Raw genomic sequence first — 23766 nt, forward strand, 5'->3', positions numbered from 1 at the left:
CGCTTCCAGATGCGAAAAGAACGGCGAGTGGTCCGAATCCAAGTTTATAATCTCCCTACACGGCTTTTCCGCAAGCATTTGCCACCCCAAATCTATCGACATTGCTTTATCTTCGTATCCAAACCCTGCGTTTTCCAAAAGCGGAACTTGAGCTCGATCCGATGTAATTTCGTATAAATTATCCGCTTGGGGAAAAGCTGAAAGCATACCAATTATCGACAACATAGGGTGTGCATATGAACCAGCAGAAGCAATTGTCCCATACGCTTGAGCAATTCTACGACTGCGCGGATTTCACCCACCAAACGTTTCCCGACCTTCATATCGACCTGCTCTACTTCGCTCATATGATTGACAGCGACAAGCTGTACCGCGAGGTTTTAGGGCCAATCCTTTCGGCATCGGAGCGCGAGCTGCAATCCATGCTGGAACGGTTGGCCCTTGCGCGAAAAGACGAGGAAAAAGAAATCGTCATTGAAATTTTGTCCGGCGCCGTCGTGCTGTTTTTTCGGGAGCAAGCTTATGTCATGGACATGTACAACCCGAAAGGCAGATCCATCAGCCAATCGGAGAGCGAAACGACGATTACCGGACCGCACGATGCATTCAGCGAGCCGGTGGGCGATACGTTATCCCTCATTCGACGAAGAATTAAGAGCTCTCATCTTAAATGCGTGCGTATGCAGGTGGGTGAAATCTCCAAAACGGATGTATTCATGCTCTACATCGCGGACATCGTCAATATGTCCCATGTCGATGAATTGAGCCGTCGGATTCGGGGAATCGAGATTGATGCCGTCCATGACACGAACATGCTCGTCCAGCTGATCGACGACAGGCCGAGCTCCATTTTCCCGCAATTCTTCACCACGGAACGCCCGGATGCGATCGCCTCCAAGCTTACCGCGGGCCGCGTCGTCGGCATTATGGACGGCAGTCCGTCCGCCTTCAGTGCGCCTACGTCGTTTTTCGAGTTTTTCACGTCCTCCGACGATTATTATCAGCGTTGGTCGCTCGGCACGGCGACGCGTGCGCTGCGATTCTTCTCGTTTGCGGTCACGATTCTATTTACATGCTTCTACGTGTCGGTCACGACCTTCCATTACGAGATGATCCCGCAGAACCTGCTTTTGACGCTGTCTGAATCGCGCAGCCGGGTGCCGTTTCCCCCGGTATACGAGGCGTTGCTCATGGAGCTTGTCATCGAGCTGCTCCGCGAAGCCGGCGCCCGGCTCCCGACCAAAATCGGGCAAACGATCGGCATTGTCGGCGGTATCGTCATCGGCCAGGCCGCCGTCCAAGCCGGCTTCACGAGCAACATTCTCATCATCGTAGTGGCTTCCTCCGCGATCTCGTCCTTCGTCATGCCGAGCTATATCATGAGCGCTTCCATTCGCCTGATCCGCTTCGGCCTGATTATTCTGGCGGGCATCTGGGGCAACCTCGGCATTACCATAGGAGTCGCCTACCTGATCATCCATTTATCCCATCTAACGAGCCTCGGTTCCTCCTACATGACGCCGGTCGCGCCGCATAAACCGAGCGATTGGGCGGACGTGTTCATCCGGGCACCGTTCAAGCTGCTGAAGACCCGGCCCTCGCAAGCCAAGAGTCCGAATCCGGCCCGCATGAAAATGAAAAAATAGGACGTGGTCATTTTGATGGCGGTCAAGGAAAAGCTTGCTCCCTTCCATATCCTGGTCCTGATCTACATGACGCAAACGGGCGTCGTCATCTTGTCCCTCGGGCAGATCCTTGCCCAAACGTTCGGAATCAACGGATGGCTCGCCCTTCCGTTCTACGGCGTCATCGTCACGGCGAATCTGCTGTTGATCGGGCTGGTCTACCGGATGGGCCGGGGAAAATCCATCTTCGAAATCATGGAGCAGCGGCTGCCCCTTCTGCTGCTCTCGCCTTTGTATCTCCTGCTGACGATCATATGGAGCATGCTGGCCTGCCTCGTCTCCATGGAGTACGTGCTCATCTTTCAAATGATCGCGTTCCCGACGACCAACCCCGTCTGGTTCAAGATCGTCATCGACTTGCTCGCCTATTCGCTGTTTATCAAAGGCATCTATACGATATCGAAGGCAAGCACGATCTTCTTCTACTTGACGGTCTGGATGTATCCGTTCTCCTGCATGTTCTATCATGAATTCAGCTGGAGCCGGCTGACGCCCTTCTTCTTCCGGGAAGGCGATTTCGACCCGCTCGGCATGACGGGGATCTATACGGCCTTTCTCGGCTACGAGCTCGTGATGCTGCTGTTCGGATACGCCGAACGGTCCGCGAAGCTGATGAAGCTCGCCCTCTGGGCTAACGTGCTCGTATTCTCCAGCTATATCTATGTCAGCTTTCTGGTGTTCGGCTTCTTCGGAATCGGCGAGCTGCGAGAAATGCAGTTCCCGCTGATCGACATGTTCGCCTATATCAAGTTTCCGTTCATCGAACGGATCGAAAACATGCTGTACGGCCTGCTGCTCTTCACGATGCTTGCCACGATGGCCATGTACTATTGGTCCGCGAACGAAACGACCGGCAGGCTGTTTCCGAAGCTTAAGCCGTCGTACAGAGGCATCGCGCTGATCGCCGGCACCTTCTTCGTCGGCCTCATGCCCGACACCTTGGCCGAGGTGAACGAATGGCTGACCTGGTTCGGCATCGCCGAGATCGGCATCGCGTTCGGCTTGCCCCTGTTTCTGATCGCGCTGCTCCTGATCCGCAAAGACAAGGAGGCCCCCGTCCATGCGTAACGCCTTCTGGAGGCGGTTGCCGATGCTGCTCTTGCTCTTCGCCGCTTTCGGGCTAGGGGGCTGCGGCGACCAGCGCATCCTGGAGCGGATCGGCTTCATCCAGTCGACCAGCTACGATCTGATGCCGAACGGAGAATTGAAGATCGCCGTCGCCATTCCGCGACTGGAAGCCGAGTCTAACGAGAAGCGGGAAGTGCTCAGCACGACGGCGCCGACGAGCAAGCAAGCCCGGATCAAAATGTCCCGCGAAACCAGCCTGCAGTTGGTCAGCGGGCAGCTGCGCGTCACGCTGCTCGGTCGATCGTTCGTCGAAGCCGGCATCGGGAATCAGCTCGACACGCAAATCCGCGATCCGGCCATCTCGCCGCTGATGAAGATCGCCGTCGTGAACGGCGACGCGGAGCAGCTGCTTAACCAGCGTTACAGCCAGCATCCGCGCACGGACCGGTACATCGAACGGCTGCTCGAGAAAGAGGCCAGCACGCATGCGATTCCAAAGACTACCCTGCATCAATTCGTGAGGGACTATTACGACGACGGCATCGATCCCGTCGCGCCGATGATCCGCAAATCCGGCGAGAATATCGTCGTCGACGGCATCGCTTTGTTCCGGGACGACCGTTACGTCGATCGTCTGCCGCCCCAGGACGCGATGATCTTCGCGTTCATGCGCGGCAGATTCAAGCAGGGCGAATTCGGCATCGACCTGCAGCAGAAAGGAACGCCGAGGGAAGCGGTCATGATCACGTCCCTTGTCAGCCAGCGCAGCGTGAAGATCAGTGGATCAGGATCCGGCACGACCGTTACCGTGCGCGTGAAATTGAGCGGGACGGTGCTGGAATACGTCGGCGGTCTCAAGCTCGGCAACGCGAAGGACCTGAGAAAGCTGGAACGGAAAATCGAGGCGTATGTGTCCGGGCAGGCGGAATTAATGATGAAGAAAATGCAGCACGCAGGAGCCGACGGCGTGGGCATCGGCGCCTACGTGCGCAACGGCATGAGCTATACCGATTGGAAGCGAACGGATTGGCGCGAATTGTACCCGCAAATCGACGTGCGGTGCAAGGTTAAGATGACGATCAAGAACGTCGGCAAAATGAAATGATTCGGTCTGCCGCCCCCGATCCTCCCAGTCCAAAACATCCGCCGACCAGCGTCTCGACAGTCTCATCGAATTAAAAAAGCCCGCGATTTTCGCGGACTTGATTCGAGTTTCCGCTGGTCGCGCCGATGGCGTCCTTCTCCTCGAACAATTCGAATTTCCGGTGGTCGACCGGAGGGATCTGATTGAAGGCGATCTCGAGCCCCATTACGATCATGGCAGCGCTCTTTATTACGAGAACGCCGGCGGCATTCCGTTCAACGCTTCCTATATCGCGGGGAAAGGAGATCCGATTGCCGACCTTTACGAGGATATCGCGGCGGAAGAGAAAGCGCGCGCGACCTATCAATACATTATCGATCTAAGCGACGATCCGGATCTCAACGACGGGCTCAAATTTCTGCGCGAGCGGGAAATCGTGCATGGCCAGCGGTTTCGCGAAGCCGTCGAAATGCTGAAGGAAAATAACGGCACGCGAAAAGCCTACTGAGGCTAAAATTGAGTCAGCTCCCGAAGCAGCTAGTTTTCCGCCAAGACGACCGCCTACATGCATTAGCCATGTGGCGGTCGTTTTATTTCTATGAGCTCCTTAGGACCACTCCGAAAATCCGCCTGCTCAAAATTAATCGTATCCACGTTTTCATCCCTCGCGAGCGCGCATTTGGCTCCTTTAGCGACACAATTTCTTCCGATGACTGTATCCGATGTTCAGAAGAAAGACGCAAGCACAGGTACCGGTCGTAGCTATGGCACTCTACCGAAGATACGTCAAGAAAGAATTCGATAAAGATTCTCATTGTTTTCTAATAAAACAGGCCATTCCCTTATCAGCCAATGGTTTACTCCTCTTCTAGCAAATTATAGGCGACTTCCGGTCTGCTATACTTGACCAGGCGATGATCCAGTGCTCAACTCAAGGAGGAGAACAACAGCATGAAATTACATCTTAGATGGACGAAGCTCTTGGCGATGATTACGATTGGAGCAACAGTTGCTATTTCCGGAGGGGTAATCACTAGTCCCCATACCACTCATGCCGCTACTAGTATTAGTGCGATGTCTGCTGCTACGAAAGCCGACAGCATTATCTCTTTAGGGAAAAGATATCTAGGCACGCCATATAAATTCGGTGCTAAAGTTGGACAAACACGCAACTTCGACTGCTCGTCATTTACGAAATACGTTTTCGGGAAATACGGCATTACCCTGCCGCGAACAGCTGCTCAGCAAGCGAAAGTCGGCAGTTATGTTTCAAAAAGCAATCGCAAGAAAGGCGACCTGCTATTTTTCTCCGTCCCGGGCAGATCTGGAGTCGGTCATGTAGGCATTTACCTTGGAAGTAACAAAATGTTAAACACATACGGTGCTGGCGGCGTGAGAATCACTACGCTTAACTCCTATTGGAATTCTCACTACTTAACGGCACGACGCGTAATTAAATAGGCACATTCACCCCGCACGCTAACAATCCCTTCAAGGATAAGACAATGACGACTTCGGGCTAGCCCGAAGTCGTCATTGTCTTCCATGGGGGATCTTTATTTTCTAGCGATTTTTGTGACTCCACATCCATTAGCGCTTTCTGTTCGCGATCGAAATTCCGAACAACGAATGTTAAAAAATCGGTTCTCGAGTCGGTACCTCTGTCCAATTTTATAACTAACAGCCAAACACCCGCTTCCGGCAGCGGCGTTTACACTTGCACGGATTTTTTTCTCGCGGCCGACAGAATCCACAGCAGAAGGGGAACCCCGATTCCGCAAAAGGGGATAATCGCGTTCTGCCATAATTTCTGAAACATCAGAATCCATGTCTGATTCGGAACCATAATCGCCGAGATAAATATGAGCGGCGCACCGAACAAAATCATTTTCCGCCAATCCTTAATATTGAACCAGTTCGACATTTCGTAGCTGGTCAGGAACAAATAAAGCGACAGCTTCGCAAACACGCCGAAAATCCAAATGTAGATGACGAAAATATCGACGTTCTGGATAAAATCTAAAATGCTGATGGACCGTACGATCATAAAATACGGAAACTTGAACCCGGCGGACAAATTGGGGCCGAAAATGAGCAAAACCATAAAGGTTGCGGCGAACACGCCGACAATGGTAATAAACAGGCCAATCATCGATTTCGACATCGCCTTTTCCGGCTTATTCATGAACGCAATGACCGATAACAGCATGAATGTCTCCCCGAAGAAGGAACCGGGAGCGACCGAAGCCTTCGCGACTTGCTCCCAGCCTATGTCGTTGAATACCGGCGTCAGCTGGCTCCAATCCACATTGCCCGCATTTAAAACGAAGGTGAAGAACATGGTGATGACGGTGACGGGGCCAGCGATCTCGCAAAACCGGCCGATCGATGTAATGCCGCCAGAAAAGGTAATATAAGCCATCAACACCACCATGAGCAGCTCGATCAGCCATACGGGCGTCTGATCGAGCAGGATCAGGTGGATAAAATCGGCGAAGGAGCGGAGCACGTCGATCGATAGCATATACCATGCCGCAAAGTACGGCAGAACGATCGCTCTGCCGAACCCCTTCCCGAGCAGCTTCTGGCTGTATTTGACCAGGGTCTGACCGGGATGGAACATGCTGACGCGAACGGCCAGGAAGGTCAAGACGATGCCGATCAGGCCGGCGAGCAGCATCGACATCCAGGCGTCCTGCTTGGCAAATTCGATAGCGGGCGATATTCGGAGCCAGACCTCCATGACCAATTCGGCGGTCGCGACGATCCACACGACTTGAATTCCAGTCAGCTTCATAAGCCGTTAATCCCTCCTGTCCGGCCGGCAGCCCGGGCTTTTAACCCGGCTTTTGAAATGATTTCATCAACGAAGAGCTGGACTGGCCCGGGTCCTTGCATTGAATGTCCACCTTCACGGTGATATGAAGCCGGGGAAAGGCTTCCTTCCACTTTGGCCTGATTGTTTTCCACTGAACGGGCTGCTGCCGATGGAAACTTTCCCCGAACGCGAATATATCCGCCTTGTACCGCTTCTGCACCTTATCGATCATCTCGACGATTGACGTCCGAGTCGCCTCGCCGAGCGCCTTTTGAATCGTCACGAGATCCATCCGCTTAGTCGGATCAAGGTTAGAGTTGTTTTCGACGATTGTCCCTTTCCCGGTTAAATGGACTTCGACGTTGATCTGCGAGCCCGAAGGTTTCACGCGAACCTTATGATTCAGCGTCTGGAGCTTCACGCTGACGGTGCCGTCTCCCTTCTTGACGAGGGCGGTGATGGCGATTCGGTTCAGGTTGCCGAGTATCCAGTTGGCATACAGCGCTTATCTGGCGTTCAGGAACCCGATAAGCTTCAGGTTGTCATCCTTGTTTAAAATGGCTCCTCCCGCATACACGTACTTATGCATTTTATTCATGCTGATCAGCGGCACCAGCGGCAGCTTCGACTCGCTCATCGATTCCGCCAGAAAATTGCGGAAATAGTAAGGCTTCAAGCCCATCGACCTGATCTCCCGCGATAGAGTCGGCGTAATGATGGGGTCGAAGATCGGCGTAATGGTAAAGATGTCCTTCGCGTCGGAGTTTTTCACCACGAATATCGAGGAGCGCAGCTCCGCTTGCGGGTTGCGGATGAAAATGTCCATAAAGCTGCCGATGCCATGGACAGCCATCCGGTGACCGATAATAATGGTCTGTCGGTGGCCGAAGAAGAGCGTCCGCGAAATTTGCTTCTGGAGATTTTCCACCGCATCGTACACGTTCTTGCCGGTTGCCTTCATCATGCGGAAGCTGTTTGGCTTCTGGTTGCCGCCGCCGTCTTGCGAGCTCCCGATGCCCGAAGGAACGACGATCTGGGAGCTGAGCATGACCTCCCCTTCCTTCGTATAATCGAGTCCGGATCCGAGGACGAAAGCCTGCTCGTCGGGTTCCTCGAGATTCCAGCAGGCGGTTAGCGGCACGATCAGCAGCAGCGCCAGCATGAGCTTGCCCGCCCTCTTCATGAAGGCTCAGCCTCTGGATCGGATTTTTTGACAAGCTTGCGCGGCTTCCGCACCAGGATATCTTTAAGCCTGCGGGAAGCGAGCGGCGCCACCGGGCTGAAATACGGGGTCCCGAAGGAGCTTAGATGGATCATATGAATCAGGATCGCAATGATCCCGACGGCCATCCCGAACAGGCCGAATAGGCCGGACAAAACGAGCAGCGGAAACCGGAGCATCCGCAGCGGATAGCCGGCGCGGTAGCGTGGAATAACGAAGGAGGCGATGCCGGCAGCCGCTACGACGATGACGATCGGCGCCGAGATGATGCCGGCGCGGACGGCAGCTTCGCCGATGACGAGCGCCCCGGCGACGGTGACGAGCGGGCCGATCTGCATCGGCAGGCGGATGCCCGCTTCGCGCAGCCCCTCGAACATTAGCTCCATCAACAGCACTTCAATGACGGTCGGGAACGGCGATTTCTCCCGCAGCATCGCGATCGTAGTCATCAGCTTGAGCGGCACCATTTCCTGATGATAGTTGGTCAGCGCAATATACAAGGACGGAAAGAGCACCGAGAAGAGAATGAACACGAAGCGGATCCAGCGGCTGAAATCAACGAACAAGAACCGCTCGTAATAATCATCGGGCGCCTGCAGACCGCCCCAGAACGTGACAGGGGCGATAATGACGAACGGAGAGCCATTGGTGATAATGGCTACTTTACCCTCAAGCAATTCAGCCGCTACGACGTCGGGACGTTCCGTGTTGCCCATCTGCTGAAAGGGGGTGAAATGAAAGTCCTCGATCGATTCCTCGATGTATCCGGACTCGAGAATGCCCTCCAACTCGATTTTGCCGATCCGCTCGCGCACAGTCTTCAGGACGTCGGTAGAGACCTTGCCTTCAATATAGGTGATGACGATTTCCGTCTGCGACAGGCTGCCGATTTTAAGCGATTCCATCTTCAGCTTCGGCGTCCCGAGTATGCGGCGAATCATGGTGGTATTCGTTCGAAGGTTTTCGGTGAAGCTTTCCTTGGAGCCCCGGAGAGTGGATTCTTCGGTAGGCTCTTCGATGCTGCGGGTTTCGAAACGCTGGATATCGGCGATAAGCGCGTGCGGCTCCCCGTCGATCAGCAGCGCGAGGTGTCCCTTTAAAATCAACTCGGCAATAGCTGTCGTATCGGACAGCTTCATCGTCTGCAGGATGGTGAAGAGCTCCCGATTGAACATCTGGACAATGCTGTCCAGCGCTCCCAAGCCTCTCGGCAGCCCATTAAAAAGGAGCGGCTTGAGAACGTGCGACAATATGATATCCGTATTGACCATGCCGTCCGTGTATATCATGAGCAGCTTGGGCTGGTCTTGGATTGGAATTTCACGAAATTTGACATCCGAACAATTCTGAAATATGTCCTTGAACACTTGTTCATTCTCTTTGAGGTCTGCGCCAATATTCATGATTGTTCTCAACTTTCATGAAAAAGTGTATAAATCGATACACAAGCAATAGTTTATCTTAATACAGGAATATTATTCTTTAATTGCTTGCATTTGCGATTAAGCCTCATTGCGGCCCGGCTGCCGCATCCGCTGGAGCGGAAATGCAACGAGTCGAATCCTTTAAAGGGGCGCCCCCGTACCATCTTTGGCAGCGCCATTGCGGGAATACCGCGGATCCAGCTATTTTCTCAGTATCCATGAAATTCTTTTCATTAGATTTTGATTATCTTCTCAAAACTTATGACGTCACACACAAAGAGAACATGTCCGTTCACATAAGTTGACTCCACATCCAATAGCGCTTTCCGCTCGCTTGCGGCGCTTTCCTGCACGGTCTATAATATGATACATATATAACTATGAAATGATAAGGGATCGATTAATCCTCCGTCGCCGCGATTAATGAAAGGAGCCCATGCTTCCATGACAACGTTAACCGATCAGCAATTTTCCAGGATTTCGCGCGCGCTTGCCGAGCCGCGGCGCTACCGGATGCTGCGGGAGATCGGCGCCGCCAAGGAGCCGCTTCCCTGCAGCGTGCTGCACGAGTATCACAACGTCAGCGCCGCGACCATCTCCCATCATCTGAAAGAGCTTGAAACCGCGGAATTGATCCGCAGCATCCGCGAGGGCAAATTCATGAGCCTCGAGCTTCAAGCGGATACGCTGCGCGCTTACCTCGACAAGCTCTCGGAGATTAAACATCTCGCGGACGGCATTTCGATTCCGTGATCACGGCCTCACGCAGACGCCTCTTCGATATTGGAAATTATATAACTTGTAAACATCGATTTAGACAGTTAAAATAGGAGATAATCAAATCCTGATCCGACCAGGGATCCGAATTCAATCGATGGAGATGAACCGCTATGGAATCGTCCGAATTCCTATTTATCGGCAATCAGTTCACTGCGGATTTCGTGAATACGCGGAAAATGATCAAAGGCGAACGCACCGAGCTGCTGACCTCCTGGGAGGGGCTGATGCGGTGGCTGGAGCAAGCCGGCAAGGCCCGCGTCGTCACGGGGAGCCGCGACGCGCTCCCGGCCGAAGAACGAGCGGACCTGCTTCGGCGCATTATCTCCTTCCGGGGCAAGGTGGAGGAAGCTTTCGCCGCGATCGAGAGCGAGCGGACGCTCCCGGCCCCGTTCATCGCCGCGCTGAACGAAGAGCTGTCCGGCTATCGCAGCTATTACCAGCTTGACGCGACCGAATCAGGCATTGCGGCCGTGCGCCATTATGACGTATCGCAGTTGCCTGCGCTGTTCCTGGAGGAAGCCGCGCTGTTCTTCGTCTCCTTCAAGCCGGACAATCTAAAGAAATGCGAGAGCGAGACCTGCATTCTCCACTTCTACGATACGAGCCGGAATCAGCAGCGCCGCTGGTGCAGCATGGACAGATGCGGCAACCGCATGAAGGCGAATCAGCATTACCATCGCCGGAAGAGCGGCAGCTGACGTTTTCCGCCGATGCCGCCATGGAGACGACAGGCGACACGATAGCCCGCTAACGATGCGATTATCGCGCTTGCGGTACGATACCGCGCATGCGATACGATAGCCCGCCGCTTGCGAAGCGCGCTGCCTGCGGCTCTTATGCCGGATCGGCCATCCCCTCCGCATGAAGAGCCGTCTGTGACGAAGCACTTACAAGACTCCCCCCGCTCAGCGGCGCGGGAGTTTTTTGCGCTTCCGGACGAGCTCCACGGCATGCAGCCCCCCTTTGCGCCGGAGAATAAGATTGGGAAAGGCAACCAATACTACCATCGGCTTATTCAAGCATGGCTAGCGCAAAGGAGATGCATCCGTGGCAGAAGACGATAACCTGTTAACCAATCGGCAAGGACATCCGATTACCAACAATCAAAACATCCGAACCGTCGGCAACCGCGGTCCCGCGACGCTCGAAAATTATGATTTCATCGAGAAAATCAGCCACTTCGACCGCGAGCGCGTGCCGGAACGCGTCGTGCATGCGCGGGGCGCCGGCGCACACGGGGTCTTCGAAGCGTACGGAACCGTCGGCGGGGAACCGGTATCGAATTACACGCGGGCCAAGCTATTCCAAGAGAAAGGCAAACAGACGCCGGTCTTCGTGCGCTTTTCTACCGTCGTCCATGGGAACCATTCGCCGGAGACGCTTCGCGACCCCCGCGGCTTCGCGGTCAAGTTTTACACGGAGGACGGCAACTGGGATCTCGTCGGTAACAACCTCAAAATCTTCTTCATCCGCGATGCGGTCAAGTTTCCCGACATGATCCACGCGTTCAAACCGGACCCGCTCACGAACGTGCAGGACAGCGAGCGTTTCTTCGACTTCTGCGCCAGTTCGCCCGAATCGTTCCACATGGTGACCTTCGTCTATTCGCCATGGGGCATTCCGGCCAACTACCGCATGATGCAGGGCTCGGGCGTCAATACCTACCGCTGGGTGAACCCGGAAGGCAAGGCCGTGCTCGTGAAGTATCACTGGGAGCCGAGGCAGGGCATCAAGAATCTCACGCAAAAGGAAGCCGGCGACATCCAGGCGACGAATTTCAACCACGCCACCCAGGATCTCTACGAGGCGATCGAGCGCGGCGATTTCCCGGAATGGGAGCTGCTCGTTCAAATCATGAGCGACGACGAGCATCCGGAGCTTGATTTCGATCCGCTGGACGATACGAAACTGTGGCCGAACGACCGCTTCCCTTGGCTGCCGGTCGGCAAGATGACGCTGAACCGGAATCCGGCCGATTATTTCACGGAGGTGGAGCAAGCCGCGTTCGGCGTAGGCGTTCTGGTCGACGGACTGGATTTCTCCGACGACAAGATGCTGCAGGGACGGACGTTCTCCTATTCCGACACGCAGCGCCACCGCGCGGGCGCGAACTACCTGCAGCTCCCCATCAACGCCCCCAAGAAACGGGTCGCGACGAATCAAAGCGGCGGACTCATGCAGGTCAAAGTCGACCGCGCCCCCGGCCAAAATCCGCATATCAATTACGAGCCGTCGATGCTCGGCGGGCTCGTCGAGGCGAAGCAGCCGGGCAAGGAGCATGAGCCCTTCGTGCAAGGAAACCTGGTACGCCGGTCGATCGACCGTCAGGATAACACCAAGCAAGCCGGGGAAACGTTCCGGAATTTCGAGGAATGGGAGAAAGCCGAATTGATCGCCAACCTCGTCGGCGACCTCTCGCGCTGCGATGAACGGATTCGAGCCCGGATGACGCAGCTCGCGGCGGAAGCCGACGAAGAATACGGTCGCCGGCTAAGCGAAGGATTGGCGCATGCCGCGAAGGACGGCTCCAGCCGGAAACCGCTGGGCAACCGGAACGGCGACCAAGCTCCCGGGGATGCCGTGCGCAAAGGACATGAAGCCGAACCTTATTAGGCTTAGACTATCAAACGCGCACGTATAACAAAAACAGACTCCGCCCGACGAAGGACGCGAGTCTGTTTTTGTTGTGCGGATGCACGGGATTGTCCCGTCCGGCGAGCGTATTAGAGCGTTTTGTCGCCTGGCTTCCAGTTGACCGGGCACAGGCCGCCGGATTGCAGGGCTTGCAGCACGCGCAGGGTCTCTTCGACGCTCCGGCCGACGTTCATGTCCGTCACGACCTGATAGCGCAGGATGCCTTCGGGATCGATGATGAACAAGCCGCGGTGAGCCGCGCCCGACGCGTCGTCGAGAATGCCGTACGCATGGGCGGTTTCCTTCGTGAAATCGGACGCGATCGGGAATTTGATGGCGCCGATGCCGTTCTTGTCGACCGGCGTTTCGATCCAGGCGCGGTGCGTATAGACGCTGTCCACGGAAGCGCCGACGATCTCGCAGTCGAGCGCCTTGAATTGCTCGTAGCTGTCGCTGAAGCCGACGATCTCCGTCGGACAGACGAAAGTGAAGTCGTACGGCCAGAAGAACAGCACGAGCCATTTGCCGCGATAATCGGCCAGCGCGACCGTTTCTTCGAGCGATTCCAGGTTCTTGGTCGACGGGAGTTTAAAGTCCGGCGCGGGAAGGCCGACTTTGGCGAACGGGTAAGCGATGGTTGGTTGATTATTCATAGTATCGGTGAACCTCCTGTTAGTGGGTGAATTGGGGTCTAGGCTTGAAGCTCGGCGACGGCGCGATTGAGCTGGGTCTGGTTGAAGCCGAGTATCTTGGCCTCTCCGATGACCGTCACGGGCACGGAACGCATGCCCGTATTCCACAACTCCTCGGCGTATTTCTCTTCTTGGTCGATGTTGCGCTCCTCGTAAGCGACGCCTCGTTCGCTCAGGAACGATTTCACCTGCTTGCAATAGTTGCAGTGCGTGCTCGTGTATACAATGACGGGATTCGTCTCGGACATCGTTCTTCCTCCTTCGATCTTATGCGTTCAAAATGATGCGTTCAGGTTCTTAAACTTGTCTCGCTCGGCCCGATCCGCGCGCTCAGACCGCCGCGGTGGCCGGCAGCTCGGCGGCTTCCAGGAACCGCTCGCAATCGAGGGCGGCCATGCAGCCCGTTCCGGCGGCGCTGATCGCTTGGCGATAACGGCTGTCCTGCACGTCTCCGCAGGCGAATATGCCGGGAATGTTGGTCTCGGTCGTGCCGGGATTGACGACCAGGTAGCCGTGGCTGTCCGTCGTCAGCTGACCGCCGAGAAACTTCGTGTTCGGCGAGTGGCCGATCGCGATGAAGATCCCGTTCGTCTCGAGCAGCTCTTGTTCGCCGGTCTCGTTGTTCAGCACGCGGAGTCCTTTCAGACCGGATTCGTCCGCCGCGACTTCAAGCGGCGTCCGGCCGAGCGCCCAGCTGATCTTCGGGTTGGCCCGCGCGCGATCCTGCATGATTTTGGAGGCGCGAAGCTCCTCGCGGCGATTGACGATGACGACTTCCGAAGCGAAGCGCGTCAAGAAGTTCGCTTCCTCCATGGCCGAGTCCCCGCCGCCGACGACGATGATTTTCTTGCCGCGGTAGAAGAAACCGTCGCAGGTGGCGCAGGTGCTGACGCCGCGGCCGATGTTGTCGCGTTCGCCCGGGATGCCTAAGTATTTGGCCGATGCGCCGGTGGAGATAATCAGCGTCTCGGCCTGCAGCTCGCCGAGCCCCTCGACCTTCAGCGTGAACGGCCGCTTCGACGTATCGATCTCGTTGACCCATCCCGTCTTGAACTCGGCTCCGAACCGCTCCGCTTGCTTGCGCATATTGTCCATGAGCTCGGGACCCATGATGCCGTCCGGGAAACCGGGGAAGTTCTCGACCTCCGTCGTCGTCGTGAGCTGGCCGCCCGGCTCCGGTCCTTCGATGACAAGCGGGTTCAGGTTCGCTCTTGCCAGATAAATGGCTGCCGTCAATCCGGCGGGGCCGGTACCGACGATAATCGTTTTGCGCATCGCGTTTCCCTCCTGTTTATATTTAGATTTAGTTTAAATATTGGCTACAAAAAAATCATACCACCCATGCGAAAGGCTTGCATGAAGGTATGATGAAGGCATCATGAAGGTCTGATGAAGGCATCATGAAGGTCTCATGAAGAGATAATATGAATTGGATGAAGAAGGCTCGCCCCATCCGCCGAAGCCGCGCCGGGACTGGCCCGGCGCCTTGAATTTATTCCCCGATGCGATAGCCGACGCCGCGAACCGTCGCGATATAGACCGGACTTTTCGGATCGTCGCCGAGCTTATGCCTGAGGCTCTTGATATGCACGTCGACCGAGTTGCTGCCGCCGAAGTACCCGTCGCCCCAGATGGCTTCCATGATCGCCTGGCGCGTCAAGACGCCGCCGTCGGATGATAGCAGGACCCGCAGCAGGTCGAATTCCGTCTTCGTCAAATCGACCTTCGCCCCGCGGCGCAGGACGATCATCCGCTTCAGATCCATTTCGACGTCCTTGAAGCGCAGCCGGTCGGCACCCGTTTCCGCGGCGGCGGGAGGAGACGTGCTTTGACCCGCAAGCGTCTCTATCCTCGCGATCGCCGTCTCGAGCGCGCCTGGCCACTGCAGCGTATGTCCTTCGGGAAAGGGTGACGGCGTCCGCTCTCCGATCAGGTACAGGCGCTCCGGGGATAACGCTTCGGGAATCGCTCCGTCATCGTCCGCCCCCCACGTGCGGTCCACGACGATCAGGTCGTTCTGCAGCAGGGGGAGAATCGGCTCCTTGGCGCTGTGAAACGTCAACACGTCGTAGCAGCGGGCCATGAGCTCCGAGACCAGCTCCTGCAGGAGCGCCGGAAACGGGCTGATGACGACGATCCGCTTCGTCGTTTCGCAGAAAGCCCCTTCCGGGAACGGAACGGACGCTTCGTTCATTGAACCGTTCGGTCGTTCGACGCTCGGCATTCCCCGCACACTCCTTTGAACAAGAATTGTTCCTCCGAAATCGAATATCCGGTCTCTTCCTCGATATGCCGGAGCCAATCCTTCGGCGATTCGGTCATCACTTCGCTTACTTTCCCGCAGGATACGCACACGATATGCTGATGGTCCTCGGTCCGGGAATCGTACCGGCTCGCGTCTCCCTCCAGCTTCAATTCCCGAATCAGCCCTTGCTCGGTCAGATAACGAAGCGAATTATAGACAGTCGCATACGCGACGCTCTGGCCCTGGGTCTTGAGACGGTCGATAATATCCGAAGCGGTAGGATGATCGTGCGACTCCGTTAAGATGTCCAAAATCAACCTTCTCGGCGCGGTCAAGCTTTGACGGGACATGCGATCGCCTCCTTCTAATTTAGACTTAGTTTAAGTTTAGCACTTTTATCGAATTCGTCAAGGCGCGGGAATACGTCCCCGGCCCGGCGGGCCGAACGCTTTCGCGCCGCATAAGGCCGCGAGTTGGCGAGAATACTGAGAGCGAAAGAAAAATAGCGCAGAAGACGTCTCGGAGGCGCCTGTCTACGCTATCGCTGCATGCCGATTTCCGATTCCTTCCGCTTCCCGCGCCAGAGCAACCAAAACGCCGCAGCCGAACAGCCGGGGCGAAGGGCGGCACGCTTCTTGCTTCAGAGAAGCCGGTCCAGAATGAACCCGATCAGTTTGTTCAAATCGAGCGGAACGCGTAGAAATAAACAGCCCCACATCACCCCGCCGACTGTCGTGATCATGACGAAAGCCACCTTCTCCGCCGGACTGCTGCGCCCCTTTTTTAACATCGCAATGCCGATCGCCAGAAAGAAAACGTACGATACGATTAGCCCTACCATCTATCGGCCGCTCCCTTCATGCCGTTATCCATCGCCTTGCCCATGTCATGCCCATCAGGATCGCCGGCAGCAAGATGGCATAAAGCGAGTAATAGCTAAACAGATATTTCTGAATCCAATCGATATTATCGATGACATTATCGAAATACAGCGCATACGCGGAAATGACCCAAATCAGCGGAAAGGCCACCGCGGCCCGCTTTTTCAGATTGAATAATTGGCAAATCCCGAGCACGGCGCAATAAAACAACACGCTCAGCTTGAGAAAAACCAGCAGCAGCACAAGCACCGAGATCAACGCCTCCATATGCTCGATGGCATTGGAGAAGCGCATTTCCCGGAATATCGTGAAAATCGGATTCGTCAGATGCGAACTCCGGTAGACGCCTAGAATACCGATGGTAAATAGAATGGTGAGCGACAGCAGCAATCCTGCGGCGCCGATACCCCACAGGACCATCCTTTTCGCCTTCCGCTCGGCAAAAGGCATCAGCATCATGAAGGCGACGGTCTCCATGAACGGGAAACCAAGCGCGTATTTCGTCTTGATCATGGCCGGCCATAGCTGAAAGGATTGGCGAACTTGGAATCGGCTCCAATCCCATTCCTTGAGCATGATGGAGAAGGGAACCCAGAACATAAGCATCAGGATCGGAATCAGGATCCAACTCACGGAAGAGATCGACTCGATGCCGCGTACCACCGCGTAGGCGCATACGCCGAGCACCACGATATGGAACACGGAGATCGGCGTTCTCGGCATGAGGTTAACGCTCATGTAATCGCTCATATTCCGCGTCACCCAGGATGCGATTTGGATAAAGAACAGGATATAGAGCAGGGATACCGCTCCTCCGGCCCATCTTCCGAGCACCTTCGTCGAAATCTGCACGAGGCTCAGTCCATCGTGGCATTTGCTCAGGTACAACCAGCCGCAGGCTAATAGCAATCCGTAGAAAGACGCGCCGAGCGTAAAGAGCCACGCATATTGCTTCGTCTCGGCAATCAAACCGCCCGGCAGCAAAATAAACGTCGTGCCGATCACAAAGCTAAAGGCGGCCGCGAACATTTGCCACCCTTTCAGCTGGGCGTTTTCCATGTCTATTCCTCGATTTCCCGTAGATTGTAAGGCGTCTTCGTATTTCCGAACGACTCTACCTTTGACGCGATCCGGAACGTTACGACGGTTTGCCGCCATTTATCGGGAGGCGTTCCCGCATCCTGCAGACCGAGGAAATCCCAGCCCTTCTCGTCGGCGAATGCAACCATCTTCCGGGCCTTCGCCTGCAGAAGGCTGTTAAAGGCGTGTTCGATTTCGGCCAGATTTCGCTTGGTCATCTCCTTCTGCTGCAAATTATCAATAATGCGAAGTTTGGCGCGAATGACGATATCGAGCCGATTGGCCGCACGGTCCCAATCGCGCCGGATACGGAATTTGCGCGCCTCGACGTCAACCCGGGCTCCGTTCACGCGGATGCTCTCGACCGCTCTCTTGATTTTTCCGTTTACGATCATATCCGTGATCTTCAATTCCCTGCTTATGCGGCCGACCATGCGCCCCTGATAGATCACGGCTCCATCGGACATGCTGATGCCGTTCGACGTGGCTCCGATATCTTCCAGCCTCCTCGCGCGGGACGAGCGTTCCGGCTGCCCGCTGTAATGAATGATCGGCACGATCGTCGGCCGTTGCTTCGGTATGCCTTCTACGAGGTCCGTGACGCGTATGATCATATTCGGCGCTCCGAAATTCTCGCCCTGCACCTCGAGCAGCGACCGCAGATACTTGCCCGGCATGAATTCCAACGGCGTGAAGGCATGAAACACCTCGGACAGCGGCGAATCGGAAATCACCAAACCCACGTTCGTCCTGCGTAACGGATTCCGCTCGATGAAATTGACGTAGTGGTCCAGCATGCCTTTTTCGGCAAGCCTCTGCGATACGATATAACATTGGTTATGGTCCATGAACACCCGGCGCGGCAATGCCGTGCCCGCCCTTTCCTGCAAGCGGCCCGGGCTCCGTTCGTCGAAGCTGTAGGTATAAACGGCCGCCTTCGCGGAACCGCCGTTCCTTGCGGAGACGCTGGTCGGATTGATGACTTGATAATAGCCGATGAACTTTCCGGTAGCCGGATCCACGTCCATCCCCGCGAGATCGACGATAGCCAGTTCGCTCATCTCCTTCATGTCCCAACACCCCGCGCAGCATAAAAGCATCATCGCCGCCAATACCGCTGCCCTCACCGATGATCACCTTCTAGTCCGTTTGGGATGAAAAGATGCCGGCAAACGCGTCATGAGCCTGCGGGGCACACGCACGAACGTATCCTTCCAATCGGACAGCACGAGCGGAGCCATCGGCGCCATATACGAAACGCCGAACGAGCGGATGGACACCAGATGGATCAGCAGGAAGAATACGCCGCACATGATGCCGAACAGTCCCAGAATTCCCGCCAGGATCATGAAGAAAAATTGGATGATGCGCTGCGCGATGCCAAAGCGGTAGTTGGGCGAAATAAAATTCGAAATCGCCGTAAGCGAGACGACGATGACCATCGCGGCGGAAACCAGCCCGGCTTCGACCGCCGCTTGGCCCAGCACGAGCGCGCCGACGATCGAGATGGCTTGCCCGGCGATCCGCGGCATGCGCAGACCGGCCTCCCGAAGGAGCTCGAAGATGACCATCATCATGCCCGCTTCGATAAAAGCGGGAAACGGCACGTCCACGCGCTGGGCCGCAAGGCTGATGAGCAGCGTCGTCGGCAGCATTTCCTGATGATAACTGACGACCGCGATATAGAGGGCCGGCACGAAGACCGCCAACAAGAAGGCAAGCATCCGCAGCCACCGCATCAGGATGGCGATGTCGGCGCGTTGGTAATAGTCTTCGGGCGAGCTGAACAATTGAAAAAACGTGATGGGACCTATGAGGACGAAAGGCGTGCCGTCCGTCATGACGGCCACCTGTCCCTCGAGCAGTCTGGCCGCAACGACATCGGGCCGTTCGGTGCTGATAAATTGGGGAAAAGGAGTCATGCCTTTGTCCTGAATCCATTCCTCGATATACGAGCTTTCCAATATGCTGTCCGTTTGGATGGCGCTCAGGCGGGCGCGAAACTCGTCCACGATTTGCGAAGAGGCGATATCCTCCATGTAGGACAAATACAGCTTGGTTTTGGTCTGCGTCCCGATCACGAGCGGCTCGAACGACAAATGCTCGTTTCGGATTCGTTTGCGAACAAGCGCCATATTGCTGTCGATATCCTCGATAAAGCCCTCCCGGGGACCCTGAATAACCGACTCCGTCTTCGGTTCGGAGATGGCCCGGTATTGTCCTTTGAACGCATCGTAGCTTAACGCGGCGTCTCCTTCAGGGGGAATGAGCAGGCAATGCCCGTCCAGCACTTTCTCCAGGCAGTCGGCCAGGGTCGTGATTCGCGTCTCGCCCAGAAACGGTACGTTGTCCGGGAGCCAATCCAGCGGAGGACGCGCAGCCGGAGCATCCCCGTCATGGCGGTTGGTTTCCACGATAGGCTTGATGACCCATTCTTCGATTTTGTTGTCGTCCACGATCGATCTTAAATAGATGCAATAAACGTCGAAACGGTTAAACATGTCCAGACGTTGGCATTTCAGATCCGGCGAGCGTGCGAGGCGGCTCGCGATTTGGTCGACGAGCTTAATGCCCGTATTGGTCCATGTCATCGTAAAACCTCCCTGCATCGCCGACATGCTTCGTTTATTTGTTCCCTGAAAATGGAAAAAACATGCAGTCTACTCCCCCCTCTCCCGCAGGTGATAAGGATTCATCGTATTGCCGAACGACTTCACCTTGGAGCGGATGCGGAGACGCACGTCGGTGTGCAGCCACTCGCCGGAAGCCGCTCCCTGATCCTGGAGTCCGAGCAGATCCCAGCCGCTTTTGACGGCAAGCTTGACGATATCCTCGGCTTTTTCCCTGAAACGGTCGTTAAATGCTTGTTCGATCTCTTGGAGGTTTTGACGGTTCATTTCCGCATGCTGCATATTGTAGATAATCCGGAGATCGGCATGGATATCCATGTCGAGACGATTGGCGGCGTGGTTCCACTTTCGCTTCACGCGAATCTTTTCGGCGGACAAATCCACGTTCGCTCCGTTCAAGGTCACGCTTTCCAAGGTTCTCGTGATCTTCCCGTTCAAGATCAGATCCATTTTCAAACTCTCCCGATCGATTCGTCCGACCATCTTCGCCCGGTACAGTACCGCGCCGTCCGATATGCTGAAGCCGTTTTTGACGGCGTTGATCTCTTCGAGCCTGCTTGTGCGGGACGATGCCTTCGATCCGTTATAGTGGAGGATCGGAATGATGGTGGGCTGCTGCTTGGGGATGCCTTCGATGACGTCCTTAACGCGCATGGGGATATGTCTCGTCCCGTAATTATCGCCCTGCTGATCCATCAGCGACCGGAGAAATCTGCCGGGCACGGTCTCCAAAGGCGTAAAGCTGTTCATGACCTTGTACATCGGAGAATCGGAGATCAGAAACATGATGTTCGTCCGGCGCGCCGGATTCCGTTCCAAATAATTGACGAAATTCAAGACGCCTTCCTTTCGGGCGACTTGTTCCGAGACAATGTAGCTCTGCATATGATCCGCGAACAGCTTTCTAGGCATCGCGGTGTTCGTCTTCTCCTGCATGCGGCCGGGACTTGTTTCTTCAAACCGGTAGGTATAGACGGCCGCCTTCGACGAACCGCCGTTTTTGGCGGTAACGCCCGTCGGATTGATCACTTGGAAATACGCGATCGACTTCCCCGTCGCCGGATCCGTATCGACCCCGCCGATATTCACGATGGCCATTTGGTTAATCTCCTTCATGTCCCAGCATCCGGAACACGACAGGAAGACGATCAACATGCAGAGAACCCGCTTCATCGATTATTCCCCTTCTTGCCCATTCAGGACGCCGATGTTCCGTGCATTGCCATCCTTTAACCCTTCCCTATTTTCTGGAAAAACATGTACATGCAACCAAGAACAGGCGTTCCAATAATCCGCGCCGAACAACGATCGCCATTAACAAAGAATGCCACCCGAGCGGGTGGCATTCGCGTGCTCCATCTATGCGGAAAACATTCCTTTTTCCTCCAATTCCATTGAAGCAGACGCGCGCAATGGCTAAATCGCAGGGTTGACGACAGCTATGGCCGAACCGAAGTACCGTCCGGCGTACGGGCCAACGTCCAAGCCGGGAGACGATTGTCGCACGGATAATCGGCCGCTTTCTTCTCGTCGAGATCGATGCCGAGGCCGGGCTTGTCGTTCGGGTACGCAAATCCGTTCCGCAGCTCCGGACAGCCCGGGAATACTTCCTGGATACGCTCGGAGAAGCCGTACCACTCCTGGATGCCGAAGTTGATCGAGCTGACGTCGAGATGCAGGTTCGCCGCGTGCCCGACGGGCGAGACGTCGCCCGGTCCATGCCAGGCGGTGCTCACGCTGAATGCCTCGCACAGCGAAGCGAGCTTCTTCGCCGGCGTGAGCCCGCCGATCGCGCTGATATGGCAGCGGATGAAGTCGATCAGCCTGCCGGCGATAAGCGGCGTCCACTCCCGCGGATGCGTGAACAGCTCGCCCATGGCGATCGGGGTAGCGGTTTGGCCGCGCAACGTCTCGAACCAGTCCAGCTGTTCGGGCGCCAGCGGATCTTCCAGGAAGAACAGCCGGAAGGGCTCGAGCTGCCTGGCCAGCCGGATCGCCTCGATCGGCACGAGCCGCTCGTGGATGTCGTGCAGCAGCTCGACCTCCCAACCGACCGCGTCCCGGACATGCTCGAACAATCGCGGCACGCTGCGGGCATAGGCATTCGGATCGAAATACGCGCCAGGCAGCGGATTTTCCGGTTGGCGAAGCTGATGTCCCCGACCGCCGTAGCCGCCCATTTGACAGCGGATATAATGAACTCCCTGCTCCATGTACTTGCGTACGTTATCTTCGACTTCGTGCTCGTCACGGCCGTCGGCATGCCGGTAGACGGCTGCCGCTTCCCGGCATTTTCCGCCCAGCAGCTGGTAGACCGGCAAGCCGGCGGATTTCCCTTTAATATCCCATAACGCCATATCCACGCCGGATAACGCGTTGTTCAGCACGGGGCCGTTGCGCCAATAGGAGCTGACCATGGCGGATTGCCAGATGTCCTCGATCCGATGCGGGTCTTTGCCGATCAGAAACGGCTTCAAATACTGCTCGATCGCCGTGGCCACCGCCAGGTAGCGCTGCGTGAAGGTCGCGCAGCCCAGCCCGTACAATCCGGGTTCGGACGTTTCGATTTTCACCACGACCAGGTTAATGCCCTCGGGTGCCGTCAAGATCACCTTCACGTCGCGTATCGTCAAGTTCGACATGCGTTCACTCTCCCTGCCTGCGTATTTGTCCTGCAGCTTACTTAGTCCATCCCGTCCCGCCGCCGCTTTCCGGCATCCCCGGCAGGATCAAGCCTCCGTCTACGCGAATCGCGGTGCCGGTCGTATAGCCGGCTTCCCCGGAAGCGAGCCAAGCGACCGCGTTCGCGACATCCTCCGGCGTGCCGATCCGCGCCAGCGGAATTTTCGCGCCGAGCACGGCGTAGCCGGCCAACGAACGCGCGTCTTCCCGAACGGCCGTCGCGCCGGGAGCGACGCAGTTGACCCGGATGCCGTGCGGGGCCAGATCGAGCGCGATCGATTGGCTGGCCCGCATCAAGGCCGCCTTCAGCCCGCCGTACGTCGCGTCGGCCGGATAGGCTCTTTCGGCCCGGGACGACGTGATATTGACGATCGAGCCGCTCAGCCGCCGTTCGACCATATGCTTGGCTATCGCCTGCATCAGCAGCATCGGCGCGCGAAAATTAACGGCGTACATCCGATCCATCTCCGCGGGGTCAAGCTCGGCAATCGCCTTGAACCGCACCAACCCCGCGTTGTTCACCAGCACGTCGACCTCGCCTAGCGCCTCGATCGCGAGCGCGGCCAGCTTGCCCGGCATCGACGGCTCGGCAAGATCGCCTTGAAAGACATGGCATATACGGCCGTAATCCCGCTTGATCCGCTCGGCCGCTTCCTCCGCTTCCGCCGGCTCGGCATAGTGACCGATCGCGACGTCGTACCCGCGGGACGCCAACGCCAGCGCGATGCCAGCGCCGATCCCGATGCTCGCCCCGGTGACAAGCGCCGTTCGATTCCGTTCCTTTTGCCCCATACCGCTCCTCCCGTTCGGCGAATGAACCCGATTCCGCCGCCCATCCGCC

Annotated in this window: 23 protein-coding genes and 1 pseudogene; 8 read left to right on the forward strand and 16 right to left on the reverse strand. The window is 56.2% G+C overall.

Annotated elements, in window-relative coordinates; all coding sequences use genetic code 11:
- Nucleotides 1-236: 236 nt before the first annotated feature.
- The 5 genes and pseudogenes from AC50YL_RS00070 (at nucleotide 237) to AC50YL_RS00090 (ending at nucleotide 5298) form a co-directional block, all read left to right on the forward strand.
- Nucleotides 237-1646, forward strand: coding sequence for a spore germination protein (locus AC50YL_RS00070; RefSeq protein WP_494828311.1), 1410 nt, complete (start codon nucleotides 237-239; stop codon nucleotides 1644-1646).
- Nucleotides 1647-1661: 15 nt separating this feature from the next.
- Nucleotides 1662-2753 carry a GerAB/ArcD/ProY family transporter gene (locus AC50YL_RS00075; RefSeq protein ID WP_494828313.1) on the forward strand — a complete coding sequence of 364 codons (1092 nt, stop codon included), beginning with the start codon at nucleotides 1662-1664 and terminating at the stop codon, nucleotides 2751-2753.
- Entirely contained in the window at nucleotides 2746-3858 is a 1113-nt protein-coding gene (locus AC50YL_RS00080) for a Ger(x)C family spore germination protein (protein WP_494828315.1), read from the forward strand. Before AC50YL_RS00075 ends, AC50YL_RS00080 begins: the two co-directional genes overlap by 8 nt.
- 193 nt (nucleotides 3859-4051) lie before the next feature.
- Nucleotides 4052-4345: pseudogene (locus AC50YL_RS00085) on the forward strand (manganese catalase family protein); the annotation flags it as partial.
- Nucleotides 4346-4788: 443 nt separating this feature from the next.
- A complete protein-coding gene (locus AC50YL_RS00090) occupies nucleotides 4789-5298 on the forward strand; it encodes a C40 family peptidase (RefSeq protein ID WP_494828317.1) in 510 nt (169 codons plus the stop codon).
- 250 nt (nucleotides 5299-5548) lie between these two features.
- Here AC50YL_RS00090 and AC50YL_RS00095 read toward each other — a convergent pair whose 3' ends face one another.
- From AC50YL_RS00095 to AC50YL_RS00110, 4 genes are read right to left on the reverse strand one after another with little or no spacing between them, the layout of a single operon-like run.
- Nucleotides 5549-6634, reverse strand: a complete 1086-nt coding sequence (locus AC50YL_RS00095; RefSeq protein WP_494828319.1) for a GerAB/ArcD/ProY family transporter — start codon at nucleotides 6632-6634, stop codon at nucleotides 5549-5551.
- 40 nt (nucleotides 6635-6674) lie between these two features.
- Nucleotides 6675-7157, reverse strand: a complete 483-nt coding sequence (locus tag AC50YL_RS00100; protein WP_494829741.1) for a Ger(x)C family spore germination C-terminal domain-containing protein — start codon at nucleotides 7155-7157, stop codon at nucleotides 6675-6677.
- A 3-nt stretch (nucleotides 7158-7160) separates the two neighbouring features.
- The gene (locus AC50YL_RS00105; protein ID WP_494828321.1) at nucleotides 7161-7838 is read right to left on the reverse strand and encodes a Ger(x)C family spore germination protein; all 678 of its coding nucleotides are present in this window, start codon (nucleotides 7836-7838) and stop codon (nucleotides 7161-7163) included.
- On the reverse strand, nucleotides 7835-9280 hold the full coding sequence (locus AC50YL_RS00110; RefSeq protein ID WP_494828323.1) for a spore germination protein: 1446 nt from the start codon (nucleotides 9278-9280) through the stop codon (nucleotides 7835-7837). Before AC50YL_RS00110 ends, AC50YL_RS00105 begins: the two co-directional genes overlap by 4 nt.
- 465 nt (nucleotides 9281-9745) lie before the next feature.
- Here AC50YL_RS00110 and AC50YL_RS00115 point away from each other — a divergent pair, with 465 nt between their 5' ends.
- The 3 genes from AC50YL_RS00115 (at nucleotide 9746) to AC50YL_RS00125 (ending at nucleotide 12694) form a co-directional block, all read left to right on the forward strand.
- A complete protein-coding gene (locus AC50YL_RS00115; RefSeq protein WP_494828325.1) occupies nucleotides 9746-10054 on the forward strand; it encodes an ArsR/SmtB family transcription factor in 309 nt (102 codons plus the stop codon).
- A gap of 137 nt (nucleotides 10055-10191) precedes the next feature.
- Nucleotides 10192-10779, forward strand: coding sequence for a CGNR zinc finger domain-containing protein (locus AC50YL_RS00120; RefSeq protein WP_494828327.1), 588 nt, complete (start codon nucleotides 10192-10194; stop codon nucleotides 10777-10779).
- A 349-nt stretch (nucleotides 10780-11128) separates the two neighbouring features.
- Nucleotides 11129-12694, forward strand: a complete 1566-nt coding sequence (locus tag AC50YL_RS00125) for a catalase (RefSeq protein ID WP_494828329.1) — start codon at nucleotides 11129-11131, stop codon at nucleotides 12692-12694.
- A 110-nt stretch (nucleotides 12695-12804) separates the two neighbouring features.
- Here the strand turns inward: AC50YL_RS00125 and AC50YL_RS00130 are convergent, their stop codons facing one another.
- The 12 genes from AC50YL_RS00130 to AC50YL_RS00185 all read right to left on the reverse strand — a co-directional run bounded on the left by AC50YL_RS00130 (nucleotide 12805) and on the right by AC50YL_RS00185 (nucleotide 23717).
- Nucleotides 12805-13368 carry a peroxiredoxin gene (locus AC50YL_RS00130; RefSeq protein WP_494828331.1) on the reverse strand — a complete coding sequence of 188 codons (564 nt, stop codon included), beginning with the start codon at nucleotides 13366-13368 and terminating at the stop codon, nucleotides 12805-12807.
- Between the two features lie 38 nt (nucleotides 13369-13406).
- Nucleotides 13407-13655 (reverse strand): glutaredoxin family protein, encoded by a 249-nt coding sequence (locus tag AC50YL_RS00135; protein WP_494828333.1) that lies wholly within the window; start codon nucleotides 13653-13655, stop codon nucleotides 13407-13409.
- Between the two features lie 82 nt (nucleotides 13656-13737).
- Nucleotides 13738-14682, reverse strand: a complete 945-nt coding sequence (gene trxB, locus AC50YL_RS00140; protein ID WP_494828335.1) for a thioredoxin-disulfide reductase — start codon at nucleotides 14680-14682, stop codon at nucleotides 13738-13740.
- A 217-nt stretch (nucleotides 14683-14899) separates the two neighbouring features.
- Nucleotides 14900-15631 (reverse strand): winged helix-turn-helix transcriptional regulator, encoded by a 732-nt coding sequence (locus AC50YL_RS00145; RefSeq protein ID WP_494828336.1) that lies wholly within the window; start codon nucleotides 15629-15631, stop codon nucleotides 14900-14902.
- Nucleotides 15598-16002: a Fur family transcriptional regulator gene (locus AC50YL_RS00150; RefSeq protein ID WP_494828338.1), complete on the reverse strand. Its 405-nt coding sequence runs from the start codon at nucleotides 16000-16002 to the stop codon at nucleotides 15598-15600. The genes AC50YL_RS00145 and AC50YL_RS00150 overlap by 34 nt, the downstream gene beginning before the upstream one ends.
- A gap of 290 nt (nucleotides 16003-16292) precedes the next feature.
- The gene (locus AC50YL_RS00155; protein ID WP_494828340.1) at nucleotides 16293-16493 is read right to left on the reverse strand and encodes a hypothetical protein; all 201 of its coding nucleotides are present in this window, start codon (nucleotides 16491-16493) and stop codon (nucleotides 16293-16295) included.
- Between the two features lie 16 nt (nucleotides 16494-16509).
- A complete protein-coding gene (locus AC50YL_RS00160) occupies nucleotides 16510-17592 on the reverse strand; it encodes a GerAB/ArcD/ProY family transporter (protein ID WP_494828342.1) in 1083 nt (360 codons plus the stop codon).
- 2 nt (nucleotides 17593-17594) lie between these two features.
- Complete coding sequence (locus AC50YL_RS00165) at nucleotides 17595-18683, reverse strand: Ger(x)C family spore germination protein (RefSeq protein ID WP_494828343.1); 1089 nt, start codon at nucleotides 18681-18683, stop codon at nucleotides 17595-17597.
- Between the two features lie 63 nt (nucleotides 18684-18746).
- Nucleotides 18747-20204 carry a spore germination protein gene (locus tag AC50YL_RS00170; protein ID WP_494828345.1) on the reverse strand — a complete coding sequence of 486 codons (1458 nt, stop codon included), beginning with the start codon at nucleotides 20202-20204 and terminating at the stop codon, nucleotides 18747-18749.
- 69 nt (nucleotides 20205-20273) lie between these two features.
- Nucleotides 20274-21359 carry a Ger(x)C family spore germination protein gene (locus AC50YL_RS00175; protein ID WP_494828347.1) on the reverse strand — a complete coding sequence of 362 codons (1086 nt, stop codon included), beginning with the start codon at nucleotides 21357-21359 and terminating at the stop codon, nucleotides 20274-20276.
- Nucleotides 21360-21682: 323 nt separating this feature from the next.
- Nucleotides 21683-22885 (reverse strand): enolase C-terminal domain-like protein, encoded by a 1203-nt coding sequence (locus AC50YL_RS00180; RefSeq protein WP_494828349.1) that lies wholly within the window; start codon nucleotides 22883-22885, stop codon nucleotides 21683-21685.
- A gap of 37 nt (nucleotides 22886-22922) precedes the next feature.
- Nucleotides 22923-23717 carry an SDR family NAD(P)-dependent oxidoreductase gene (locus AC50YL_RS00185; RefSeq protein ID WP_494828351.1) on the reverse strand — a complete coding sequence of 265 codons (795 nt, stop codon included), beginning with the start codon at nucleotides 23715-23717 and terminating at the stop codon, nucleotides 22923-22925.
- Between the last annotated feature and the right edge of the window lie 49 nt (nucleotides 23718-23766).

The sequence above is a fragment of the Paenibacillus sp. J22P277 genome (assembly GCF_059383675.1).

What these genes read in the sequence shown, in the direction of transcription:
- AC50YL_RS00160 (WP_494828342.1), bottom strand. Translation starts at nt 17,592, where the DNA reads ATGGAAAACGCCCAGCTGAAAGGGTGGCAAATGTTCGCGGCCGCCTTT.
- AC50YL_RS00155 (WP_494828340.1), bottom strand. Translation starts at nt 16,493, where the DNA reads ATGGTAGGGCTAATCGTATCGTACGTTTTCTTTCTGGCGATCGGCATT.
- AC50YL_RS00120 (WP_494828327.1), top strand. Translation starts at nt 10,192, where the DNA reads ATGGAATCGTCCGAATTCCTATTTATCGGCAATCAGTTCACTGCGGAT.
- AC50YL_RS00080 (WP_494828315.1), top strand. Translation starts at nt 2,746, where the DNA reads ATGCGTAACGCCTTCTGGAGGCGGTTGCCGATGCTGCTCTTGCTCTTC.
- AC50YL_RS00130 (WP_494828331.1), bottom strand. Translation starts at nt 13,368, where the DNA reads ATGAATAATCAACCAACCATCGCTTACCCGTTCGCCAAAGTCGGCCTT.
- AC50YL_RS00075 (WP_494828313.1), top strand. Translation starts at nt 1,662, where the DNA reads ATGGCGGTCAAGGAAAAGCTTGCTCCCTTCCATATCCTGGTCCTGATC.
- AC50YL_RS00180 (WP_494828349.1), bottom strand. Translation starts at nt 22,885, where the DNA reads ATGTCGAACTTGACGATACGCGACGTGAAGGTGATCTTGACGGCACCC.
- AC50YL_RS00145 (WP_494828336.1), bottom strand. Translation starts at nt 15,631, where the DNA reads ATGCCGAGCGTCGAACGACCGAACGGTTCAATGAACGAAGCGTCCGTT.
- AC50YL_RS00095 (WP_494828319.1), bottom strand. Translation starts at nt 6,634, where the DNA reads ATGAAGCTGACTGGAATTCAAGTCGTGTGGATCGTCGCGACCGCCGAA.
- AC50YL_RS00150 (WP_494828338.1), bottom strand. Translation starts at nt 16,002, where the DNA reads ATGTCCCGTCAAAGCTTGACCGCGCCGAGAAGGTTGATTTTGGACATC.
- AC50YL_RS00115 (WP_494828325.1), top strand. Translation starts at nt 9,746, where the DNA reads ATGACAACGTTAACCGATCAGCAATTTTCCAGGATTTCGCGCGCGCTT.
- AC50YL_RS00135 (WP_494828333.1), bottom strand. Translation starts at nt 13,655, where the DNA reads ATGTCCGAGACGAATCCCGTCATTGTATACACGAGCACGCACTGCAAC.
- AC50YL_RS00070 (WP_494828311.1), top strand. Translation starts at nt 237, where the DNA reads ATGAACCAGCAGAAGCAATTGTCCCATACGCTTGAGCAATTCTACGAC.
- AC50YL_RS00090 (WP_494828317.1), top strand. Translation starts at nt 4,789, where the DNA reads ATGAAATTACATCTTAGATGGACGAAGCTCTTGGCGATGATTACGATT.
- AC50YL_RS00105 (WP_494828321.1), bottom strand. Translation starts at nt 7,838, where the DNA reads ATGAAGAGGGCGGGCAAGCTCATGCTGGCGCTGCTGCTGATCGTGCCG.
- AC50YL_RS00185 (WP_494828351.1), bottom strand. Translation starts at nt 23,717, where the DNA reads ATGGGGCAAAAGGAACGGAATCGAACGGCGCTTGTCACCGGGGCGAGC.
- AC50YL_RS00165 (WP_494828343.1), bottom strand. Translation starts at nt 18,683, where the DNA reads ATGAAGGAGATGAGCGAACTGGCTATCGTCGATCTCGCGGGGATGGAC.
- AC50YL_RS00170 (WP_494828345.1), bottom strand. Translation starts at nt 20,204, where the DNA reads ATGACATGGACCAATACGGGCATTAAGCTCGTCGACCAAATCGCGAGC.
- AC50YL_RS00110 (WP_494828323.1), bottom strand. Translation starts at nt 9,280, where the DNA reads ATGAATATTGGCGCAGACCTCAAAGAGAATGAACAAGTGTTCAAGGAC.
- AC50YL_RS00175 (WP_494828347.1), bottom strand. Translation starts at nt 21,359, where the DNA reads ATGAAGGAGATTAACCAAATGGCCATCGTGAATATCGGCGGGGTCGAT.
- trxB (WP_494828335.1), bottom strand. Translation starts at nt 14,682, where the DNA reads ATGCGCAAAACGATTATCGTCGGTACCGGCCCCGCCGGATTGACGGCA.